This window comes from Hamadaea sp. (assembly GCF_013362815.1).
GTDB lineage: Bacteria > Actinomycetota > Actinomycetes > Mycobacteriales > Micromonosporaceae > Hamadaea.
This window is the reverse complement of the sequence record NZ_JABFVK010000028.1, coordinates 45,279-62,200: the sequence shown is the minus strand read 5'-3', so window position 1 is coordinate 62,200 and position 16,922 is coordinate 45,279. Positions and strand designations below refer to the sequence as shown.

Below are 16,922 nucleotides of genomic sequence, written 5' to 3'. Positions count from 1 at the left end.
CCGGGGGTACGCCACGCACCGTCCCCCGCCGCCGTGAGGTGCGTGGCGTACCACCAGCGCGGCTAACCCGGCGCGGCGCGGGCTGTGCGCCGCGGGGCGGTGCGCCGCGCGGCGGGACGCGGGGCGCACCCGGGCGGAATGCGCGACGGGACGCGCGCCCCGCGAGGAATGCCAAAGAACCCCTTGACATCTCGCAAAGCCAAAGTAGTCTTTGGCATATGCGCGTCACCGACCCTCAGGCGATCCGGGCGCTGGCCCATCCCCTCCGCCTGGACCTGCTGGAACTGCTGGGCACCATCAGCCCGGCGACCGCCGCCCAATGCGGCCGGATCCTCGGCGTACCACAGGCGAACTGCTCCTTCCACCTGCGGCAGCTCGCGAAGTACGGCTTCGTCGAGGACGCCGGGCCGGGCGAGGACCGCCGGGAACGCCAATGGCGGATCTCGGTGAAGACACCGCGACTCCAGATCGACTCCGGTGACGACCACCTGCTCGGCCAGCAGATCGGAAACGTGGTGGTCGACCGCGAGATGGCGGCGATCCGGGCGTACCTCGACCGCGTTCAGGACGAGACCCCGGAATGGCGCGACGGGCTGGGCATGGCGACCGCCGTCCTGAAGCTCACCGCCGCGGAGGCGGCCGACCTCGCCGCGAAATGGCGCGCCCTGCTCGAGCCGTATCAGGCCGATGCCGACAAGGCCGACGCCCGGCACGTCCGCGTGTTCGTGTCCCTCACACCCCTGGGAGAAGCACAGTGAACCTCGATGTCACCTGGATCCACGGCGCGGCCGGTGAACCGACCCTCCAGGTCCACCGGGTGGACGACCGTACCTTCATCCTCCGGCAGGGCAAATCGGTCACCTACGAGGCGCCCTTCCTCTTCCTGATGACCGGCGACGATCGGGCGCTGCTGCTCGACACCGGCGCGACCGACGACCCGGCGTCGTTTCCGCTGCGAGCGACGGTCGACGAGCTGATCGGCGATCTGCCGCTGGTCATCGCGCACTCCCACGGTCACGGCGACCATGTCGCGGGGGACGGGCAGTTCGCGGATCGTCCACATACGACCATCGTGGCCCGCGAGGCCGAAGCGGTCCGCGACTTCTTCGGTTTCGGCGACAGCTGGCCGACCGGCACGGTGACCTTCGAGCTGGGGGACCGGACGCTGTCGGTCATCGGATCGCCAGGGCACCACCAGGCGGCGATCACCCTCTACGACCCGCGTACGCAGTTCCTGCTCACCGGCGACACGGTGCTCCCCGGCCGGTTGTACGCCTTCGACTACCCCGCCTTCCTCGCTACGCTCGACCGGCTCGTCGCCTTCGCTGACGCGAACGCCGTCTCCCACGTCCTCGGGTGCCATGTCGAGATGCGGCAGAAGCCCCGGCGCGACTTCCCGATCGGCGCGACCTACCAGCCCGGCGAACGGCCCTTGGAGATGACCGTCGAGCAGTTGCGCCACGTCCGGACGGCGGCCCACGACGTCGCTGGGAAACGGGGCGTGCACCGATTCGACGACTTCGTCATCTACAACGACCCCCGGCAGCGGGACCTGCTGCGGCTGGTGATGCGGGGGCGGCTGCACAAGGTGATCGGCCACCGACCCCGCTGACCCCCGGGGCGCGCCGGGCGCGCGACCCGACGCGGGCGTGACTGCGAGCGACCCGCCCCGGATGGTCGTGATCTCCGGAGGCCCAGGTACCTCACCGCGCAGCGGTAGGGTGCCCCGCGTCCGGAGATCACGAACGCCAGGTGGTACGCCATGTACCTCACAGCCGCGCGGAAACGTGCGTGGCGTACCACCGACCGCACCAGCACCAGCGCCAGCGCCGCGAAAGCGCCAGCGATCAACGAGCGGAAGCGGTCGACGACCGCACAACAAGGGAAGCGGGAATGCTGACCGACCCGCTAGGCGGCCCGACGGCGAGCCCGAGCACCCGAGATCCCAGCTCGGCCAGGTCGAGCCGGATGGTGGTGAGCGGAGGGCCGACATCGGCTGCACCGGGAATGTCGTCGAACCCGATCACGCTCAGGTCCGAGGGCACTTGACGGCCGAGGTCCCGGGCCGCCGCCAGCACCCCGTACGCCATCACGTCGTCGAGCGCGAAGACCGCCGTCAGCGATGGGTGCTGCGTCAACAGCGAGCGGGCGGCGGCGTACCCACCGTCTCGGCTGAAGTCTCCGGTGACGACGGCGGCGGCCGGCAGGACGGATTGGAAACCGGCGAGCCGATCCGCCACCGTGGCAAGCGATGGAGGCCCGCTCACCACACCCACCTGGGTGTGCCCGAGTGACACGAGATGGGACGCGGCCAACGCCGCACCGGCGAAGTTCGAGGGGAGCACCGCGTCGACGCCGGCACCGTGATCGCCGATCGCCACGACCCGCCCGCCCTGGTCGGCGTACCCGGCGAGGTGGTCGGCGAGATCCGCGACGAAACGCGTACCAGTGAAGGAAGACGCGGCCAGGATGATCGCGCGGGCGCGTTGGGCGCGGAGCCGGGCGATGTATTCGAGCTCGAGCTGCGGTTCGCGGAACGTGCACGCGACCATGACCATGAGGTCGTGGTCGCGGGCCGCGCGCATGGCGCCCGCCGCGATCGCCGCGAAGTACGGGTCGGCGATGTCGTGGACGATCAGCCCGACGATGGAGGTCGTGGCCCGGGCGAGCGCCTGGGCCGGAGCGTGCGAGACATAGCGCAGGCGGGAGGCCTCCGCGAGCACCCTTGCTCGCAGTTCCTCGCGGACGGTACGCCCGCCGCTGCCGTGCAGCACGCGGGACGCGGTGGCCAGGGAGACGCCGGCGGCGTCGGCGACCTGTTGCAGAGTCGCCTGTGTTGACGGTTTGTCGCGCACCCCGGTAACGTACCGCCTCACACGCCGTTGGAAAGCGCTTTCCGCCTTACTGATCCCGGGAGATTGCAAGATGCGCAAGGTGAACATCATCATGAACGGGGTGACCGGGCGCATGGGCTATCGCCAGCACCTGGTCCGGTCGATCCTGGCCATCCGGGAGCAGGGTGGCCTGACGCTGCCCGACGGCGAGGTGATCTTCCCCGAGCCGGTGCTGGTCGGCCGCAACGCGGCGAAGCTGGAGGCGCTGTGCGCCCAGCACGACCTGAGCCAGTACACCACCGATCTGGACGCCGCGCTCGCCGACGAGTCCAACGAGATCTACTTCGACTCACAGGTGACCACCGCGCGGGTGGCCTCCCTGACCAAGGCGATCGAGGCCGGCAAGCATGTCTACACCGAGAAGCCGGTCGCCGAGACCCTCGACGAGGCGCTCGGGCTGGCCAAGCTCGCCGAGGCCAAGGGAGTGCGCCACGGTGTCGTCGCCGACAAGATCTACCTGCCCGGCCTGCGGAAGCTCAAGCGCCTGGTCGACTCCGGTTTCTTCGGCCGCATCCTGACCGTACGCATCGACTTCGGCTACTGGGTGTTCGAAGGCGACTGGCAGCCCGCTCAGCGGCCGAGCTGGAACTACCGGGCCGAAGACGGCGGCGGCATGATCCTCGACATGTTCCCGCACTGGCGTTACGTGCTGGACCACGTGATCGCGCCGGTCCGCTCGGTGTACGCGCAATCGGTGACCCACATCCCGGCCCGCTGGGACGAGCAGGGCAACGAATACGCCGCCACCGCTGATGACGCGGCGTACGCCGTCCTTGAGCTCGAAGGCGGCATCATCGCGCAGATCAACTCGTCGTGGGCGACCCGGGTCGACCGGACCGAGCTGGTCACCTTCCACGTCGACGGTACGCACGGCAGCGCCGTCGCGGGTCTGCGCGGCTGCCGCATCCAGCACCGCAACGCCACCCCGAAGCCGGTCTGGAACCCGGACCTGCCGACCAGCCACGACTTCCGGGCGCTGTGGACCGAGGTGCCGGACAACGACGTCTACGACAACGGGTTCAAGGTGCAGTGGGAGGAGTTCCTGACGGCGCTCGCCACCGATGCCCCGTACCCCCACGACCTGTTCGCCGGGGCGCGCGGCGTCCAGCTCGCCGAACTCGGTACGCAGTCCGCCCGTGAGGGCCGCCGGCTCGAGGTGCCGCAGCTGTGACCGCCAAGACGTTTTACGCCGCCGCACATGTCGTCGCCGATCCGGCGGCGGACAACGGCGAAGGCAAGCCGGCCGTCGTCGACTGGGACGCCACCATGCGATTCCGGCATCACCTCTGGTCGCTGGGCCTGGGTATCGCCGACGCGATGGACACCGCCCAGCGCGGGATGGGCCTCGACTGGTCCGCCACGCAGGAACTGATCCGCCGCAGTGGTGCGGAAGCCAAGTCCGTCAACGGTTTGCTCGCCTGTGGCGCGGGCACCGACCATCTCGCACCCGGCGCGCATTCGCTCGACGACATCGAGCGGGCGTACCGGGAGCAGCTCGAAGTCGTGCAGAACGCGGGCGCGAAGGTCATCCTGATGGCCAGCCGCGCGATGGCCGCCAGCGCGTCGGGCCCGGCCGATTACGCCCGGATCTATGGCACTCTGCTGACCGACGTGGATCAGCCGGTGATCCTGCACTGGCTGGGCGACATGTTCGACCCGGCCCTGGCCGGCTACTGGGCCGGAAGCTCAGGCTCGGCGGGCGTGCCCACCTCGGCGCAGGATCTCGACCGGGCCGCCGAGGCGGTGCTGGAGATCATCCACCAGAACGCCGCGAAGGTCGACGGGATCAAGGTCTCGCTGCTCGACGCCGACCGCGAGATCGCGCTGCGGGCCAAGCTGCCCGAAGGCGTACGCCTCTACACCGGCGACGACTTCAACTACCCGTCGCTGATCGAAAGCGGTTCGCACGCGCTGCTGGGCATCTTCGACGCGATCGCCGTGCCGGCCGCGGCCGCCTGGCAGGCCCTCGACGCCGGGGACACCGCGAAGTTCCGCGAGATCCTCGACCCGACCGTGCCGCTGGCCCGCCACATCTTCGCCACGCCGACCTATCACTACAAGACCGGCATCGTGTTCCTGGCCTGGCTCAACGGCCACCAGGACGAGTTCCGGATGGTCGGCGGGCAAGAGCACTCGCGCAGCCTCGACCACCTGATCGAGCTGCACCGGCTCGCCGCCGAGTGCGGGGTGCTGGCCGATCCCGAGCTCGCCGCGGCCCGCCTCGCGAAGCTGGTGGCACCATGACCGCGCCTCGCGCGGGCATCACGATGCTCAGGGTAAATGCGGACGCCGACCGCAGGGAGGTGGCCGCATGACCTTCAGGCTGTCGCTCAACACCGCCACGGTGAAGAAGGCCACGCTGGAGACCGCCGCGCGACTCTGCGCAGAGAACGGCATCAGCGGCATCGGTCCCTGGCGCGACGTCGTCGAGGCCGCCGGTGGCGCACAGGCCGCTCGCAAGATCATCGACGCGTACGCCTTGAGCGTGACCACCCTCTGCCGGGGCGGGTTCTTCACGACCGGGTTCGGCAAGAGCGCGACCCCGGAGGCGCGGTCGGCGGCGCTGGCCGACAACCGGGCGGCGATCGACGAGGCGGCCGTCCTCGGGACGAGCGAACTGGTGCTGGTGGTCGGCGGGTTGCCGGACGGGTCCAAGGACCTGCCGGCCGCCCGGCAGGCCGTGGCCGACGCCCTCGCCGAGCTGGTGCCCTACGCCAGCGACCGGGGCGTACGCCTCGCGATCGAGCCGTTGCACCCGATGTTCTGCGCCGATCGGGCGGTCGTGTCGACGCTCGGTCAGGCGTTGGATCTGGCCGCCCCGTTCGCGGCGGACGAGGTCGGCGTCTGCGTGGACACCTATCACATCTGGTGGGACCCCGACCTGTACGCCCAGGTCGAGCGGGCGGGCCGCGAGGGACGCATCTCGTCCTACCAGGTATGCGACTGGGTGCTCCCGTTAGCCGAGGACGCACTGCTGAGCCGGGGTCACGTCGGGGACGGTCACATCGACTTCGCCCCCATCACCGAGGCGGTACGCGCGGCGGGCTACGCCGGGCACGTCGAGGTGGAGATCTTCAACCAGGCGATCTGGGACACCGATCCGGCGATTACCGTTGCCACGATGGTGGACCGTCATCGAAAGCACATCAACCCGGAAGGGCCACTGTGAAACTCGCCTTCTCGACGCTGGGCTGTTCCGGACTCCCCCTGCCCGAGGTCGTACGCCTCGCGCAGGAGACCGGGTGGCCCGGCGTCGAGCTGCGCGCCGCCCCCGACGAACCGCTCCACATCGGACTGTCAGCGGCTGAGCGTAGTGCGGCGAAAGCAGAGCTCGAAGGCGTCACGCCGCTCTGTGTCGCCAGCTACGTGAAGGTGGCGGCCGAGGGCGACGACGACGAGTGCGTGGCGAACGCGCTCGCCCATGCCGAGTTGGCGAAAGACTTGGGCATCCCCGCCGTTCGCGTCTTCCCTGGCTCGGCTGAATCGGGGCCGGAGGCGGACGAGCGAGCCGTCAGAAGGCTCAAGACGATCGCACCACGGCTGCCGGAAGGCGTGCAGATCTGGCTGGAGACGCACGACTCCCACCCGCGAGGAGTCGACGTCGCCCGCGTCCTGCAACAGGTGGACGACGAGTGCGTACGCGCGATCTGGGATGTCCTGCACCCGTGGCGGGTCGGTGAACCGCTGACGGTGTCGGCGGCCGCACTGCACCCGTATCTCGCACACGTGCAGGTCAAGGACGTGCTCAGCCCGACCGAACGGACTCCCCTGCCCCTCGGCCAGGGCACCGTTCCGCTGCGCGACGCGCTGGAACTGCTCCGGCGAGAGGCGTACGCGGGCTGGCTGAGCCTCGAGTGGGAGAGCAAGTGGCACCCGGAGGCCGGCCCGTTGCGGGAGGCCTTGATCGCGAGCCGGGCGTGGCTGGCATCATGATCGCGTGAGCGCCCCCTCCGCCACTCTGCGTTCGAAGGCCGCCGACGAGACCGCCGCCATCGGCAAGATCGCCGGGAAGAAGGTCACACCCGCCGAGCTCTTCTGCGATCTCGTGTTCGTCTTCGCGATCGTCCAGGTCTCGGCCCTGCTGCACCACGACCACAGCTGGGCCGGGATCGGGTACGCCGCCGTGCTGTTCCTGCCGCTGTTCTGGGCGTGGTCGGCGATCTCGATCCACGCCAATCTCAACCCGATCGAGAACTCCGCCGACCGGATCACGATGTTCGTGGCGGCGCTGGGCGCGCTGTTCATGGCGATCTCGGTTCCCGAGGCGTTCGGCGACCGCGGGCTGGTCTTCGGGGCCGCGTACCTGGTTCAGCGGGCGGCGCTGACGCTGCACGAGGCGATCACTCCGACCGACCGCCATCCGGGCGTCTTCTTCCTGATCTTCTTCCAGATCAGCGGCCCGTTGATGTTCGTGGGCGGCTTCTTCCACGGCAATACGCGGCTGGGGATCTGGTTACTCGCGATCGCGATCGACATCGTGATGCCGCGGCTCATGCGACGCCACCTCAGCCGGATGACCTTCGACCTGCCGCATCTGCTCGAACGTCACGGCTTGTTCCTGCTCATCGCGCTCGGCGAGTCGATCCTCTCGGTCGGCGCGACGGCAGCCACGCTCGAACATCTGAAGGCGCCCGTGGTCGCCACGATGATCAGCGGCTTCGGGCTCGTCTGCGGACTCTGGTGGATCTACTTCGTGTTCGCCGGAGCGGCGCTGGAGGAACGGCTGCCGGTCGCCATCGCCCGCCTGCGGACCGATCAGCTCGGCCGCATGCTCGGCTTCAGCCATCTCTGGCTGGTCGCCGGGGTCATCGCGGTCGCCGTCGGCCTCGCCGAGGCCATCGCGCATCCCGACCATCATCTGGACCGCGGCGTCGCCAGCCTGCTGTTCGGCGGGGTCGCGCTCTATCTCGCCACCTTCGGCTACACGACTTGGCGCATGTTCCGCCGGCTGCCAGTCGCGCGGCTCGTCTCGGCCGGGCTCGTGCTCGGCATGCTGCCGTTCGCGACCGAGGTGCCGGCCGTGCTCGCGCTTCTCGATCTCGCCGTCGTGCTCATGCTCCTCGCCATCATCGAGTACGCCGTCCGCGCGTACCGGGAGCGTCAAGCGCGTTCCCGGCAACCTGCACCGGAAGAAGCACCGCAGTGACGAAGAAGCTGGGCGGGCGCGACTTCGCCCTGTTCTGGGCCGTGGAGACGCTGTCGGTGTTCGGCAGCTCGTTCTCGGTCATCGCGGTGCCGTTGATGGTGCTGCACGCGACCGGCTCGGTGACGCAGATGGGCCTGCTCACCGGCGCGCTCGGCGTGGCGACCTTGGTCAGTGGCTTCTTCGCCGGAGTCGTCGCCGACCGGTTCGACCGCATGCGGCTGCTGATCATCTGCAACGTCGCCCAGGCCGTGCTGTTCGGCGTCGTGCCGGTCGTGTGGCTGTTCGCCAGCCCGATCTGGCTGCTCTACGTCGTCGTGCCGTTGACCGGTGCGTTCGCGATGCTGTTCCGGGTCACCTACGTGACGGTCGTCCCCCGGCTCGTCGACGCCGACCAGCTCACCCGGGCGAACGGGCGGCTCTCGGCGAGCTTCGCCGCGACCCAGGTCATCGGGCCGATCCTGGCCGGCGTGGTCTCCGGGCGGTTCGGCGCGTCCGTCGCGATCGCGGTCGACGCCGCCACCTTCGTCCTGGCCTCGATCGGACTCCTCTTCGTACGCCTCCGGTCCCAGCCCGCCGTTGAAGACCACAGCGCACCGGCCAAGCTGTCGTTCTGGGCCGAGTTCAGCGGCGGCGCCCGGTTCCTGTGGCGGCACCCGGTGCTGCGGTCGATGCTCGTCCTGCTGACGATCCTGATCTTCTTCTGGCAGGGCCTGGTCGACGTCGTGATCTTCTACCTCAAGCACGACCTCGGTCAGCCGGACCGCACAGTCGGCTATGTCATGGCGGTCGCCGCCGGGGGAACCGTCGCCGGAGCGCTCGTCGTCGCCCGCGTACGCAAGGTGATCGGGTTCGGGGTGACCTGGATCGGCTCGACCATGCTCGCCGGGCTGTCGGTCGCCGCGATCGCGCTCACCCGTTCGGTGCCCGGCGTGGCGGTCTTCGCGACGCTCGCGTTCGCCTGCACCGCGGTCGGCGGCATCTGCTCGATGTCCCTCCGGCAGGAGATCACCCCGAGTGCGCTGCTCGGGCGGGTGACCTCGGCGTGGTGGACGATTCACTTCTCCTTGGGCCCGATCGGCGCGGCGGTGGTCACCGCGTCGGCCGAACGCTTCGGGGTCGCCCTCGTCATCGGCATCGCGGGCTTGGCGTACCTGGTCATCTCCGCGATCGGCTTCCTCACCCCGATCCGGCAACCTCATCCCGAGCGGCTGGTCGTCGACGCCGCCTGATTCGCGGCACCGGACAGGTCGCCGGAACCGGACGAGTTCGGCATACTGTCGGAGCGTCCCAACCGACCACTGTGTACTCACCGGAGGATCGCCGGATGACCGCCCCCGAGCCGCCGCCCGCTCTCCCGTACGCCCCGGCCGCCTCGTCTCCGCCGCCCACACCGTTCACCCCGCCGTCGCAGGAGGTGGCGCTCCCCGGCAGCCGGATCGCGGAGGTGGCCCGGACCTCGACCGACGCGTTGCGGCGTACGACGGCCAAGCACAACGTCCTGGCGATCGTGGCGCTGCTGACCGTCGCCCTGTCGGTGCTGACCTTCGGCATCCTCGCCCCGGTCGGCGCGATCCTCGGGCACCTCTCGTTGCGGCAGCTCAAGGGCCGCGAGCAGACGGGCCGCGGGATGGCGCGCGCGGCGGTCATCCTGGGCTGGACGTTCACCTTCTTCCTGCCCTGTCTGACGCTCTTGTTCGGGATGGGCACCATCCTCGCGCTCATCAAGGCCGGGGCGGATGTGATCGGCCTGTTCGCGGGCTGACTCGGGCGTCCGAGCCGGCTGGCGACGAGCTGTGGGACACCGTGGTGTCACAGAGTGACCGCCTTCACACTGCCGATGACGATCTTGTGATCGCCGGGCAGTCTTGCCTGCATGGCAGCCCCCGCTCGCTCTCCCCGCACGTCCCGCAAGCTCGTCCGCGCCGCGCTCGTCGCGGTTCTCGCGGGGGCGGTCGTCGCCGGCTTGGCGGTGCCCGCGAGCGCGCTGGCGGCCTGGGCGGTCGACCACGCCGGGGTGGCCTGGGACGACCTGCCCGAGGCGCTGCAGAACCCGGCCCGGCAGGAGGCCAGCTACCTGTACGCCAGCGACGGCAAGACCCTGCTCACCACGTTCTACGACCAGAACCGGCGCGACGTCGGGCTCGACGAGGTGGCCCCGGTCATGCGGCAGGCGGTCGTCGCGGCCGAGGACACACGGTTCTACGAGCACGGCGGAGTGGACCTCAAGGGCATCCTCCGCGCGGTGGTGGCCAACGGGGCGAGCGGTGAGGTCGAGCAGGGCGCGTCGACGCTGACCATGCAGTACGTCCGCAACGTGCTGAAGAACGACCCGACGCTGACCGACGAAGAGCGGGCGGCCGCAACGCAGGTGACCGCCGGTCGCAAGATCAACGAGGCCCGGTACGCGATCACGCTGGAGACCCGGCTGACCAAGGACCAGATCCTGGAGCGGTACCTCAACATCGCGTACTTCGGGCACGGCGCTTACGGCGTGCACGCCGCCTCCCACACCTACTTCTCGAAGGACCCGGGCAAGCTGACCCTCGACGAGGCGGCGTTGCTGGCGGGCCTGCTCCAGTCCCCCGAGTCGGACAACCCGATCGACGGCGACACCAGCCGCGCGCTGAGCCGGCGCAGCTACGTCCTCCAGGCCATGGTCGGCCTTAACGAGATCACCCAGGACCAGGCGAAGGCGGCCACCGACGCCGAGCTGAAGCTGACGCCGGGAGCGTCGCCGAACGACTGCACCGCCGCCAAGGCGTCGACCGGATTCTTCTGCGACTACTTCCGCAGCTGGTGGCAGGGGCAGACGGCGTTCGGCGAGACCGCCGCCGACCGGTTGCAGGCGCTCAAGACGGGCGGCTACCGCATCATCACGTCGCTCGACGCGAAGGTGCAGGCGACTGCGCAGGAGCAGGTGCTGACGGTCTACGGCTACTCGAACAAGCGGGTGTCGCCGATGGCGGTCGTCCAGCCCGGCACCGGCAAGATCCTGGCGATGGCGGTGAACCGGCACTACAGCGCCGCCACCGGGACCGGCAACACGATGAACCAGCTCGTCGCGGGCAGCGGCACCGGCCTGCCCGGCTACCAGGCCGGTTCGACGTTCAAGATGTTCACGATGCTGGCCGCGCTGGAGGCGGGCAAGGCGCTGGACACCGGCTTCTACTCGCCGAATCAGTACCAGTCGCAGTACCCCGACTCGGGCCCGAACAGCTGTGACGGCTACTGGTGCCCGGAGAACGCCGCCGCCTCGATGGCCGGCTACCGCAACATGTGGACCGGGTTCGGCCGATCGGTGAACACGTACTTCGTGCAGCTCGAGGAGTCCGTCGGGGCGGACAAGGTCGTCGAGATGGCGCAGCGGCTCGGCATCCAGTTCCGGTCCAGGGAGAACCAGCAGAACGCGCAGGACGCGTCGAGCTGGGGCGCGTTCACCCTCGGCACCTCGCTGACCACGCCGCTGGACCTGGCCAACGCGTACGCCACCGTTGCGGCCGAGGGCAAGTACTGCACGCCGACCCCGATCTCCTCGATCACCGACGCGGAAGGGCAGCCGCTGGCGGCCGGTCAGCCCGACTGCAAGCAGGTCATCAGCGCCGAAGTGGCTCGGGCCGCCACCGACGCCGCCCGGTGCCCGGTGGGTCAGCAGTCGGCGTACTACCGCTGCAACGGCGCGACCGCGAGCTCGGTCGCCGGCATCGTCGGCAGCCGCGACGTCGCGGGCAAGACCGGCAGCTCCGACGGCAACGTCACCGAGTCGTTCGTCGCGTACACGCCGCAGTTGGCCATCGCCTCGATCGCCGCCAACCCCAGCACCAGCCGGGACGCCGTGGGGGCCGCCGTGCAGCGAGACGTCATCCAGGCGGTCGCGCGTACGCTCAACACTTCGCTGAAGGGCGTGGCCGAGAAGAAGTTCGTGGCACCCAAGCTGACCAGCGCGTTCGCCTCCGGTTACGAACCTCGTGAGGAGCCGAGCCCGACCCCGACCGAGTCGGCGCAGAACGGCAACGACAACGGAAACGGCGGCCGGAAGAACCGCAACACGCCGACGCCGTCGACGAGCCCGACCAGCGGACTCGGCGGCATCATCGGCCGCTGGGGCAACTGAATCCCACCATTCAGCAGCTCTATGGGCCGGGCCGGATGATCCTATAGGATCTTGCGGCGTGAGGGTTGCACTGTTCGTGACGTGCCTGGCCGACGCCATGTTCCCCGACGTAGGCCGGGCGACGGTGACAGTGCTGGAACGCCTCGGTGTCGAAGTCGCGTTCCCGCCCGGACAGACCTGCTGCGGGCAGATGCACGTCAACACCGGCTATCAACGCCAGGCGCTGGCCTTGGTACGCAACCACGTCGAGGCCTTCGAGCCCTTCGATCACGTGGTGGCGCCGTCGGGTTCCTGCGTCGGATCGGTCCGTCACCAGCACGCGATGGTGGCCCGCAATGCCGGCGACGCCGCCCTCGCCGAGCGGGCCCAGGCGGTCGCAGCCAAGACCTATGAGCTCTCGGAGTTCCTGGTCGACGTGCTGAAGCGGGAAGACGTCGGGGCGGCGTACCCGCATCGGGTCACCTATCACCCCACCTGCCACAGCCTGCGGATGCTGCGGGTGGACGACAAACCGCTGCGGCTGCTGCGCCAGGTACGCGGTCTCGACCTCGTCGAGCTGCCCGACGCCGAGCAGTGCTGCGGCTTCGGCGGCACGTTCGCGGTGAAGAACGCCGACACGTCGACGGCGATGCTGGCCGACAAGATGCGCAACGTGCTGTCCACCCGGGCCGAAGCCGTCTGCGCCGGTGACTCGTCGTGTCTCATGCACATCGGCGGCGGGCTGTCGCGGCTGCGCACCGGCGTACGCCCCGTCCATCTGGCCGAGATTTTGGCGAGTGACTCATGACCCAGACTTTCCTCGGTATGCCGCATGCCCCCGCCGGGGTCGGCCACCTGCACGGCGACCGGCCGTTCCCCGCCGCCGCCCGGGACGCCCTCGCCGACACTCAGCTGCGGCGCAACCTGGGCCACGCGACCGCCACCATCCGGGCCAAGCGGGCCGCGGTCGTCGGCGAACTCGAGGACTGGGAAGACCTTCGCCGAGCCGGGGAGGCGCTCAAGGCGTACACGATGGCGAATTTGGACGAGCTCCTGCTGCAGCTGGAGACGGCCGTGACCGCGCGCGGCGGGATCGTGCACTGGGCCCGCGACGCGACCGAGGCGAATCAGATCGTGGTTGACCTGGTCCGCGCGACCGGGACCGACGAGGTCGTGAAGGTCAAGTCGATGGCCACCGCGGAGATCGGCTTGAACGAGGCCCTGGCCGACGCGGGCATCGCGGCGGTCGAGACGGACCTGGCCGAGCTGATCGTCCAATTGGGTCACGATCTGCCCAGCCACATCCTGGTTCCGGCGATCCACCGCAACCGGGCGGAGATCCGGGAGATCTTCCTCCGCGAGATGCCGGACGCCGACCCGTCGCTGACCGACGAGCCGAGGCAGCTGGCGATGGCCGCGCGCGCCCACCTGCGGGCGAAGTTCCTCAGTGCGAAGGTCGCCATCTCGGGAGCGAACTTCGGCATCGCGGAGACGGGCACGATCACCGTGGTGGAGTCGGAGGGCAACGGCCGCATGTGCCTGACCCTGCCGGACACCCTGATCACCGTGATGGGGATCGAGAAGGTCGTGCCGACCTGGACCGACCTCGAAGTCTTCCTCCAGTTGCTCCCCCGCTCGTCCACCGGCGAGCGGATGAACCCCTACACCTCGACCTGGTCCGGCGTGACGCCTGGTGACGGGCCGCAGACCTTCCACCTCGTGCTCGTCGACAACGGCCGGACGGCGGTGCTCGCCGATCCCGCCGGCCGATCGGCGTTGCATTGCATCCGCTGCTCGGCCTGCCTCAACGTCTGCCCGGTCTACGAACGCGCCGGCGGGCACGCCTACGGCTCGGTGTACCCGGGGCCGATCGGTGCGGTGCTGACCCCCCAGCTGACCGGGGCCGCCACCTCGCTCCCGTACGCCTCCAGCCTGTGCGGAGCCTGCTTCGACGCCTGCCCGGTACGCATCGACATCCCCTCGATGCTCGTCCATCTCCGGTCGACGCAGCCCCATCCGGTCATCGAACGCGCTTCCTTCGGCGCAGTCGCGTGGACGATGGGATCGGCCCGGCGTTTCCGGTTCGGTGAACAGCTCCTGCGCCTCGGGCGGCTGATCGCCCGCCGGGGACGCATCCGGCGGCTGCCGCCGCCGCTGTCGGCCTGGACCGACGCCCGCGACCTGCCCGCGCCACCGGCGCAGACCTTCCGCGATTGGTGGGCCGCCCGATGAACGCCCGTCCGCCAGCGGGCTCCGCCCGGGACGCCGTGCTGGCCCGGATTCGGGCCGCCAACTCCGGTGTTGCCGCCCCCGCCGTTCCTCGGGACTACCGGCGTACGCCGACGGTTTCGGGCGAGCCGTTGCTGGAGTTGTTCGTCGACCGGCTCGTCGACTACAAAGCGACCGTACGCACGTGTGCTCCCGGCGATCTGTCGTCCACATTGGTCGACATCTGTCGTGAGTGGACCATCGTCGTCCCACCCTCGTCCGGCTTGACGGTGCCGGGCGCCGTGGCGGACGACGGCCTTTCCCATACGCAGCTGGACGAGATCGACGCCGTCCTGACCGGCTGCGCCGCCGCCTGCGCCGAAACCGGCACCATCGCCCTCGACGCCGGCCCCGACCAGGGACGACGCGCGATCACCCTCATCCCCGATCGGCACGTATGCGTCGTCCGCGCCGATCAGGTGGTGCACACCGTGCCGGAACTGCTCGCCCGGCTGGACCCGGCCCGGCCGCTGACCTTCATCAGCGGGCCCTCCGCGACCAGCGACATCGAACTTCACCGGGTCGAAGGCGTTCACGGTCCGCGTACGCTCATCGTCGTTCTCGTCGCCTGACGCTCCTCGCCCGCTCGGCTCGCTCCGCTTCCGCCCCGCGGCTTGGGGTACGCCCGCCGCGCGCCGCCATGATCGTCGGGTTCCGACATTCTTGGCGGTTCGGCCTTCCATGATCGTCGGAAGCCGACATTCGTGGGCGTTTTCGTGCACTGATCGTCGGGTTCCGACGATCTTGCCAAGGCGGAGCGCGCTGATCGTCGGAACCCGACGATCATGGAGTTGCCAAGCGCGCCGGCGTACAAGATCAAGTGCCGGTGGTCAGCGCCGAGGCGCCGAATCCAGAGATCAAGTACCCAGGATCAGCGCCCAACGCCAGGTTCCGCGCTGACCACGGGTACTTGATCTTCCAAACGGGCCGGAAATCGCTGACCACCGGCACTTGATCTTGCCGCAGGACGGAGGACGACGAGTACAACGGCCGGGCGGGGGGCGGATCAGGTGGCGCGAGCGAGGATCGCAGCGGCGACCCGGTCCGGAGCGGCGTCAGGAATCCAGTGGCTGACGCCCGTGAGCTCGACGTACGCGTACTCGCCAGTGACGAAGCGCGCGCAGTCCGCTGCGGCGGTACGCCCGATGGCGACGTCTTCGTCGCTCCAGATGAACGTCGTCGGCACAGCGACCGGGCCGAGCCGGGCGAAGTCGCGGTGCCCCATCGCGCGGTACCAGTTGAGCGCGCCGGTGAGCCGGGCGCGGTCGAGCATCGGCGTGACATAACTGTCGACCCGGTCCGATGGGCACCCGAGGAACATCGCCCGCAACCGCAGCCCGTCGTCTTCGAGGATGACATCTTCGGCTTGCGGCGTACGGAAGAAGTCCATGTAGGACGATCGTTCGCGCTGATCGGCGTCGTCACGGATGGCGCTGCCGAACGCCGCCAGGTGTGGTACCGACAAGGCGGTGAGCGTACGGGTGCGATCGGGATGCACGCCGGCGAGATACCAGGCGACCGCCGCGCCCCAGTCATGGCCGACGATGTGCGCCTGTTCGGCCCCGAGCGCATCCAGGACGGCCAACGCGTCAGCCGCGCACTCACTGATCCGATAAGCCGCCACATCGTCCGGCCGCGCGCCCGGCGAGTAGCCGCGCTGGTCGAAGGCGACCGTCCGCAGCCCGGCTTCGCGCAGCGCCGGGCCGACGAGCTCCCACTCGCCGCGATGCTGCGGGAAGCCGTGGAGCAACAGCACCACCGGCCCGTCCTCCGGGCCCGCCACGTCCGCGTCGAAGGTCAGGCCGCGTACCTCGAGATCCATGCCCACGATCCTTCCCGGGCGGTCAGACCATGCGCAATACCGTGGTGTGCTTCAGGTCCGCGTCTTCCAGATCCGCATTCACTGGTACGCGGAAAGCAGCGACCTGTTCGAAGCCCGTCGTCGGGCGATAGGCGCGTCCTGGGTCCCCGACGAGCACCAGTGCCCCGCGTTCGTGCTGCCGTCGCAGGAACCCGAGCATCGCAGCCGCCATGTCCCGGCTGTAGAAGACGTCCCCAGCGAGGACGACGTCCGCTTCGGGCAGCGGCACCTCCGGCGGCGTACGCAGCAGGTCGCCGAGCGCCCGCTCGACGGCGACTCCGTTGAGGTCGGCGTTGAGCGCGATCGCCGCGTCGGCGTACTCGTCGATCTCGTTGGCGATGACGCGGCTCGCACCGGCCCGCGCGGCCGCGAGCGCGACGAGCCCGCTGCCGGCCGCGAGATCGAGCACGGTCTGGCCGGCGACCGTCGCCGGATGGTCGAGCACGTAGCGGGCGAGGCCCTGGCCACCGGCCCAAGCGAAGGCCCAGAACGGCGGCGGGAGGCCTTTGCGGCCGGTGACCTGCTCCATCAGCTCCCACAACGGGATGGCCTCGGCGGCCTGCCGCAGCTTGAGCTCGGGCAGGAACGGGAGCGCGGCCGGTTCGGTGTGGGCCCGGACGAAGTCGATCTGCACGCCTCGACCCTACCCATCGGGCTGATCCA

16 protein-coding genes are annotated in these 16,922 nt (G+C 69.8%); 13 read left to right on the top strand and 3 right to left on the bottom strand.

Going from position 1 to position 16,922, the window contains the following annotated elements:
• Positions 1–218 precede the first annotated feature (218 nt).
• Together HOV77_RS15805 and HOV77_RS15800 are read left to right on the top strand one after the other, a co-directional pair.
• Complete coding sequence (locus HOV77_RS15805; protein WP_290862920.1) at positions 219–758, top strand: helix-turn-helix domain-containing protein; 540 nt, start codon at positions 219–221, stop codon at positions 756–758.
• Positions 755–1,612 carry an MBL fold metallo-hydrolase gene (locus HOV77_RS15800; RefSeq protein WP_290862918.1) on the top strand — a complete coding sequence of 286 codons (858 nt, stop codon included), beginning with the start codon at positions 755–757 and terminating at the stop codon, positions 1,610–1,612. The genes HOV77_RS15805 and HOV77_RS15800 overlap by 4 nt, the downstream gene beginning before the upstream one ends.
• A 235-nt stretch (positions 1,613–1,847) precedes the next feature.
• Here the strand turns inward: HOV77_RS15800 and HOV77_RS15795 are convergent, their stop codons facing one another.
• A complete protein-coding gene (locus HOV77_RS15795) occupies positions 1,848–2,855 on the bottom strand; it encodes a LacI family DNA-binding transcriptional regulator (RefSeq protein WP_290862916.1) in 1,008 nt (335 codons plus the stop codon).
• A gap of 70 nt (positions 2,856–2,925) precedes the next feature.
• Between HOV77_RS15795 and HOV77_RS15790 the strand changes: the two genes are divergently transcribed.
• The 11 genes from HOV77_RS15790 to HOV77_RS15740 all read left to right on the top strand — a co-directional run bounded on the left by HOV77_RS15790 (position 2,926) and on the right by HOV77_RS15740 (position 14,970).
• Complete coding sequence (locus HOV77_RS15790; protein WP_290862914.1) at positions 2,926–4,065, top strand: Gfo/Idh/MocA family oxidoreductase; 1,140 nt, start codon at positions 2,926–2,928, stop codon at positions 4,063–4,065.
• A complete protein-coding gene (locus HOV77_RS15785; RefSeq protein ID WP_290862912.1) occupies positions 4,062–5,138 on the top strand; it encodes a dihydrodipicolinate synthase family protein in 1,077 nt (358 codons plus the stop codon). Before HOV77_RS15790 ends, HOV77_RS15785 begins: the two co-directional genes overlap by 4 nt.
• Positions 5,139–5,205: 67 nt before the next feature.
• On the top strand, positions 5,206–6,063 hold the full coding sequence (locus HOV77_RS15780) for a sugar phosphate isomerase/epimerase (protein ID WP_290862910.1): 858 nt from the start codon (positions 5,206–5,208) through the stop codon (positions 6,061–6,063).
• Positions 6,060–6,827, top strand: coding sequence for a sugar phosphate isomerase/epimerase family protein (locus tag HOV77_RS15775; RefSeq protein WP_290862908.1), 768 nt, complete (start codon positions 6,060–6,062; stop codon positions 6,825–6,827). Before HOV77_RS15780 ends, HOV77_RS15775 begins: the two co-directional genes overlap by 4 nt.
• A 4-nt stretch (positions 6,828–6,831) precedes the next feature.
• Positions 6,832–8,040 (top strand): low temperature requirement protein A, encoded by a 1,209-nt coding sequence (locus HOV77_RS15770; RefSeq protein ID WP_290862906.1) that lies wholly within the window; start codon positions 6,832–6,834, stop codon positions 8,038–8,040.
• Positions 8,037–9,269 carry an MFS transporter gene (locus HOV77_RS15765; RefSeq protein WP_290862904.1) on the top strand — a complete coding sequence of 411 codons (1,233 nt, stop codon included), beginning with the start codon at positions 8,037–8,039 and terminating at the stop codon, positions 9,267–9,269. Before HOV77_RS15770 ends, HOV77_RS15765 begins: the two co-directional genes overlap by 4 nt.
• A gap of 95 nt (positions 9,270–9,364) precedes the next feature.
• Positions 9,365–9,802 (top strand): DUF4190 domain-containing protein, encoded by a 438-nt coding sequence (locus tag HOV77_RS15760; protein ID WP_290862902.1) that lies wholly within the window; start codon positions 9,365–9,367, stop codon positions 9,800–9,802.
• 111 nt (positions 9,803–9,913) lie between these two features.
• A complete protein-coding gene (locus tag HOV77_RS15755) occupies positions 9,914–12,151 on the top strand; it encodes a transglycosylase domain-containing protein (RefSeq protein ID WP_290862900.1) in 2,238 nt (745 codons plus the stop codon).
• Between the two features lie 58 nt (positions 12,152–12,209).
• The gene (locus tag HOV77_RS15750) at positions 12,210–12,938 is read left to right on the top strand and encodes a (Fe-S)-binding protein (protein WP_290862898.1); all 729 of its coding nucleotides are present in this window, start codon (positions 12,210–12,212) and stop codon (positions 12,936–12,938) included.
• Positions 12,935–14,362, top strand: a complete 1,428-nt coding sequence (locus tag HOV77_RS15745) for a lactate utilization protein B (protein ID WP_290862896.1) — start codon at positions 12,935–12,937, stop codon at positions 14,360–14,362. Before HOV77_RS15750 ends, HOV77_RS15745 begins: the two co-directional genes overlap by 4 nt.
• Positions 14,359–14,970 (top strand): LUD domain-containing protein, encoded by a 612-nt coding sequence (locus HOV77_RS15740; RefSeq protein ID WP_290862894.1) that lies wholly within the window; start codon positions 14,359–14,361, stop codon positions 14,968–14,970. Before HOV77_RS15745 ends, HOV77_RS15740 begins: the two co-directional genes overlap by 4 nt.
• Positions 14,971–15,404: 434 nt before the next feature.
• Here HOV77_RS15740 and HOV77_RS15735 read toward each other — a convergent pair whose 3' ends face one another.
• Positions 15,405–16,220 carry an alpha/beta hydrolase gene (locus HOV77_RS15735; protein WP_290862892.1) on the bottom strand — a complete coding sequence of 272 codons (816 nt, stop codon included), beginning with the start codon at positions 16,218–16,220 and terminating at the stop codon, positions 15,405–15,407.
• 22 nt (positions 16,221–16,242) lie between these two features.
• A complete protein-coding gene (locus tag HOV77_RS15730; RefSeq protein WP_290862890.1) occupies positions 16,243–16,893 on the bottom strand; it encodes a 50S ribosomal protein L11 methyltransferase in 651 nt (216 codons plus the stop codon).
• Positions 16,894–16,922 lie beyond the last annotated feature (29 nt).

Coding starts and splice junctions, on each gene's coding strand:
- HOV77_RS15755 (WP_290862900.1), top strand. CDS start 9,914: ATGGCAGCCCCCGCTCGCTCTCCCCGCACGTCCCGCAAGCTCGTCCGC.
- HOV77_RS15790 (WP_290862914.1), top strand. CDS start 2,926: ATGCGCAAGGTGAACATCATCATGAACGGGGTGACCGGGCGCATGGGC.
- HOV77_RS15740 (WP_290862894.1), top strand. CDS start 14,359: ATGAACGCCCGTCCGCCAGCGGGCTCCGCCCGGGACGCCGTGCTGGCC.
- HOV77_RS15780 (WP_290862910.1), top strand. CDS start 5,206: ATGACCTTCAGGCTGTCGCTCAACACCGCCACGGTGAAGAAGGCCACG.
- HOV77_RS15735 (WP_290862892.1), bottom strand. CDS start 16,220: ATGGATCTCGAGGTACGCGGCCTGACCTTCGACGCGGACGTGGCGGGC.
- HOV77_RS15805 (WP_290862920.1), top strand. CDS start 219: ATGCGCGTCACCGACCCTCAGGCGATCCGGGCGCTGGCCCATCCCCTC.
- HOV77_RS15760 (WP_290862902.1), top strand. CDS start 9,365: ATGACCGCCCCCGAGCCGCCGCCCGCTCTCCCGTACGCCCCGGCCGCC.
- HOV77_RS15745 (WP_290862896.1), top strand. CDS start 12,935: ATGACCCAGACTTTCCTCGGTATGCCGCATGCCCCCGCCGGGGTCGGC.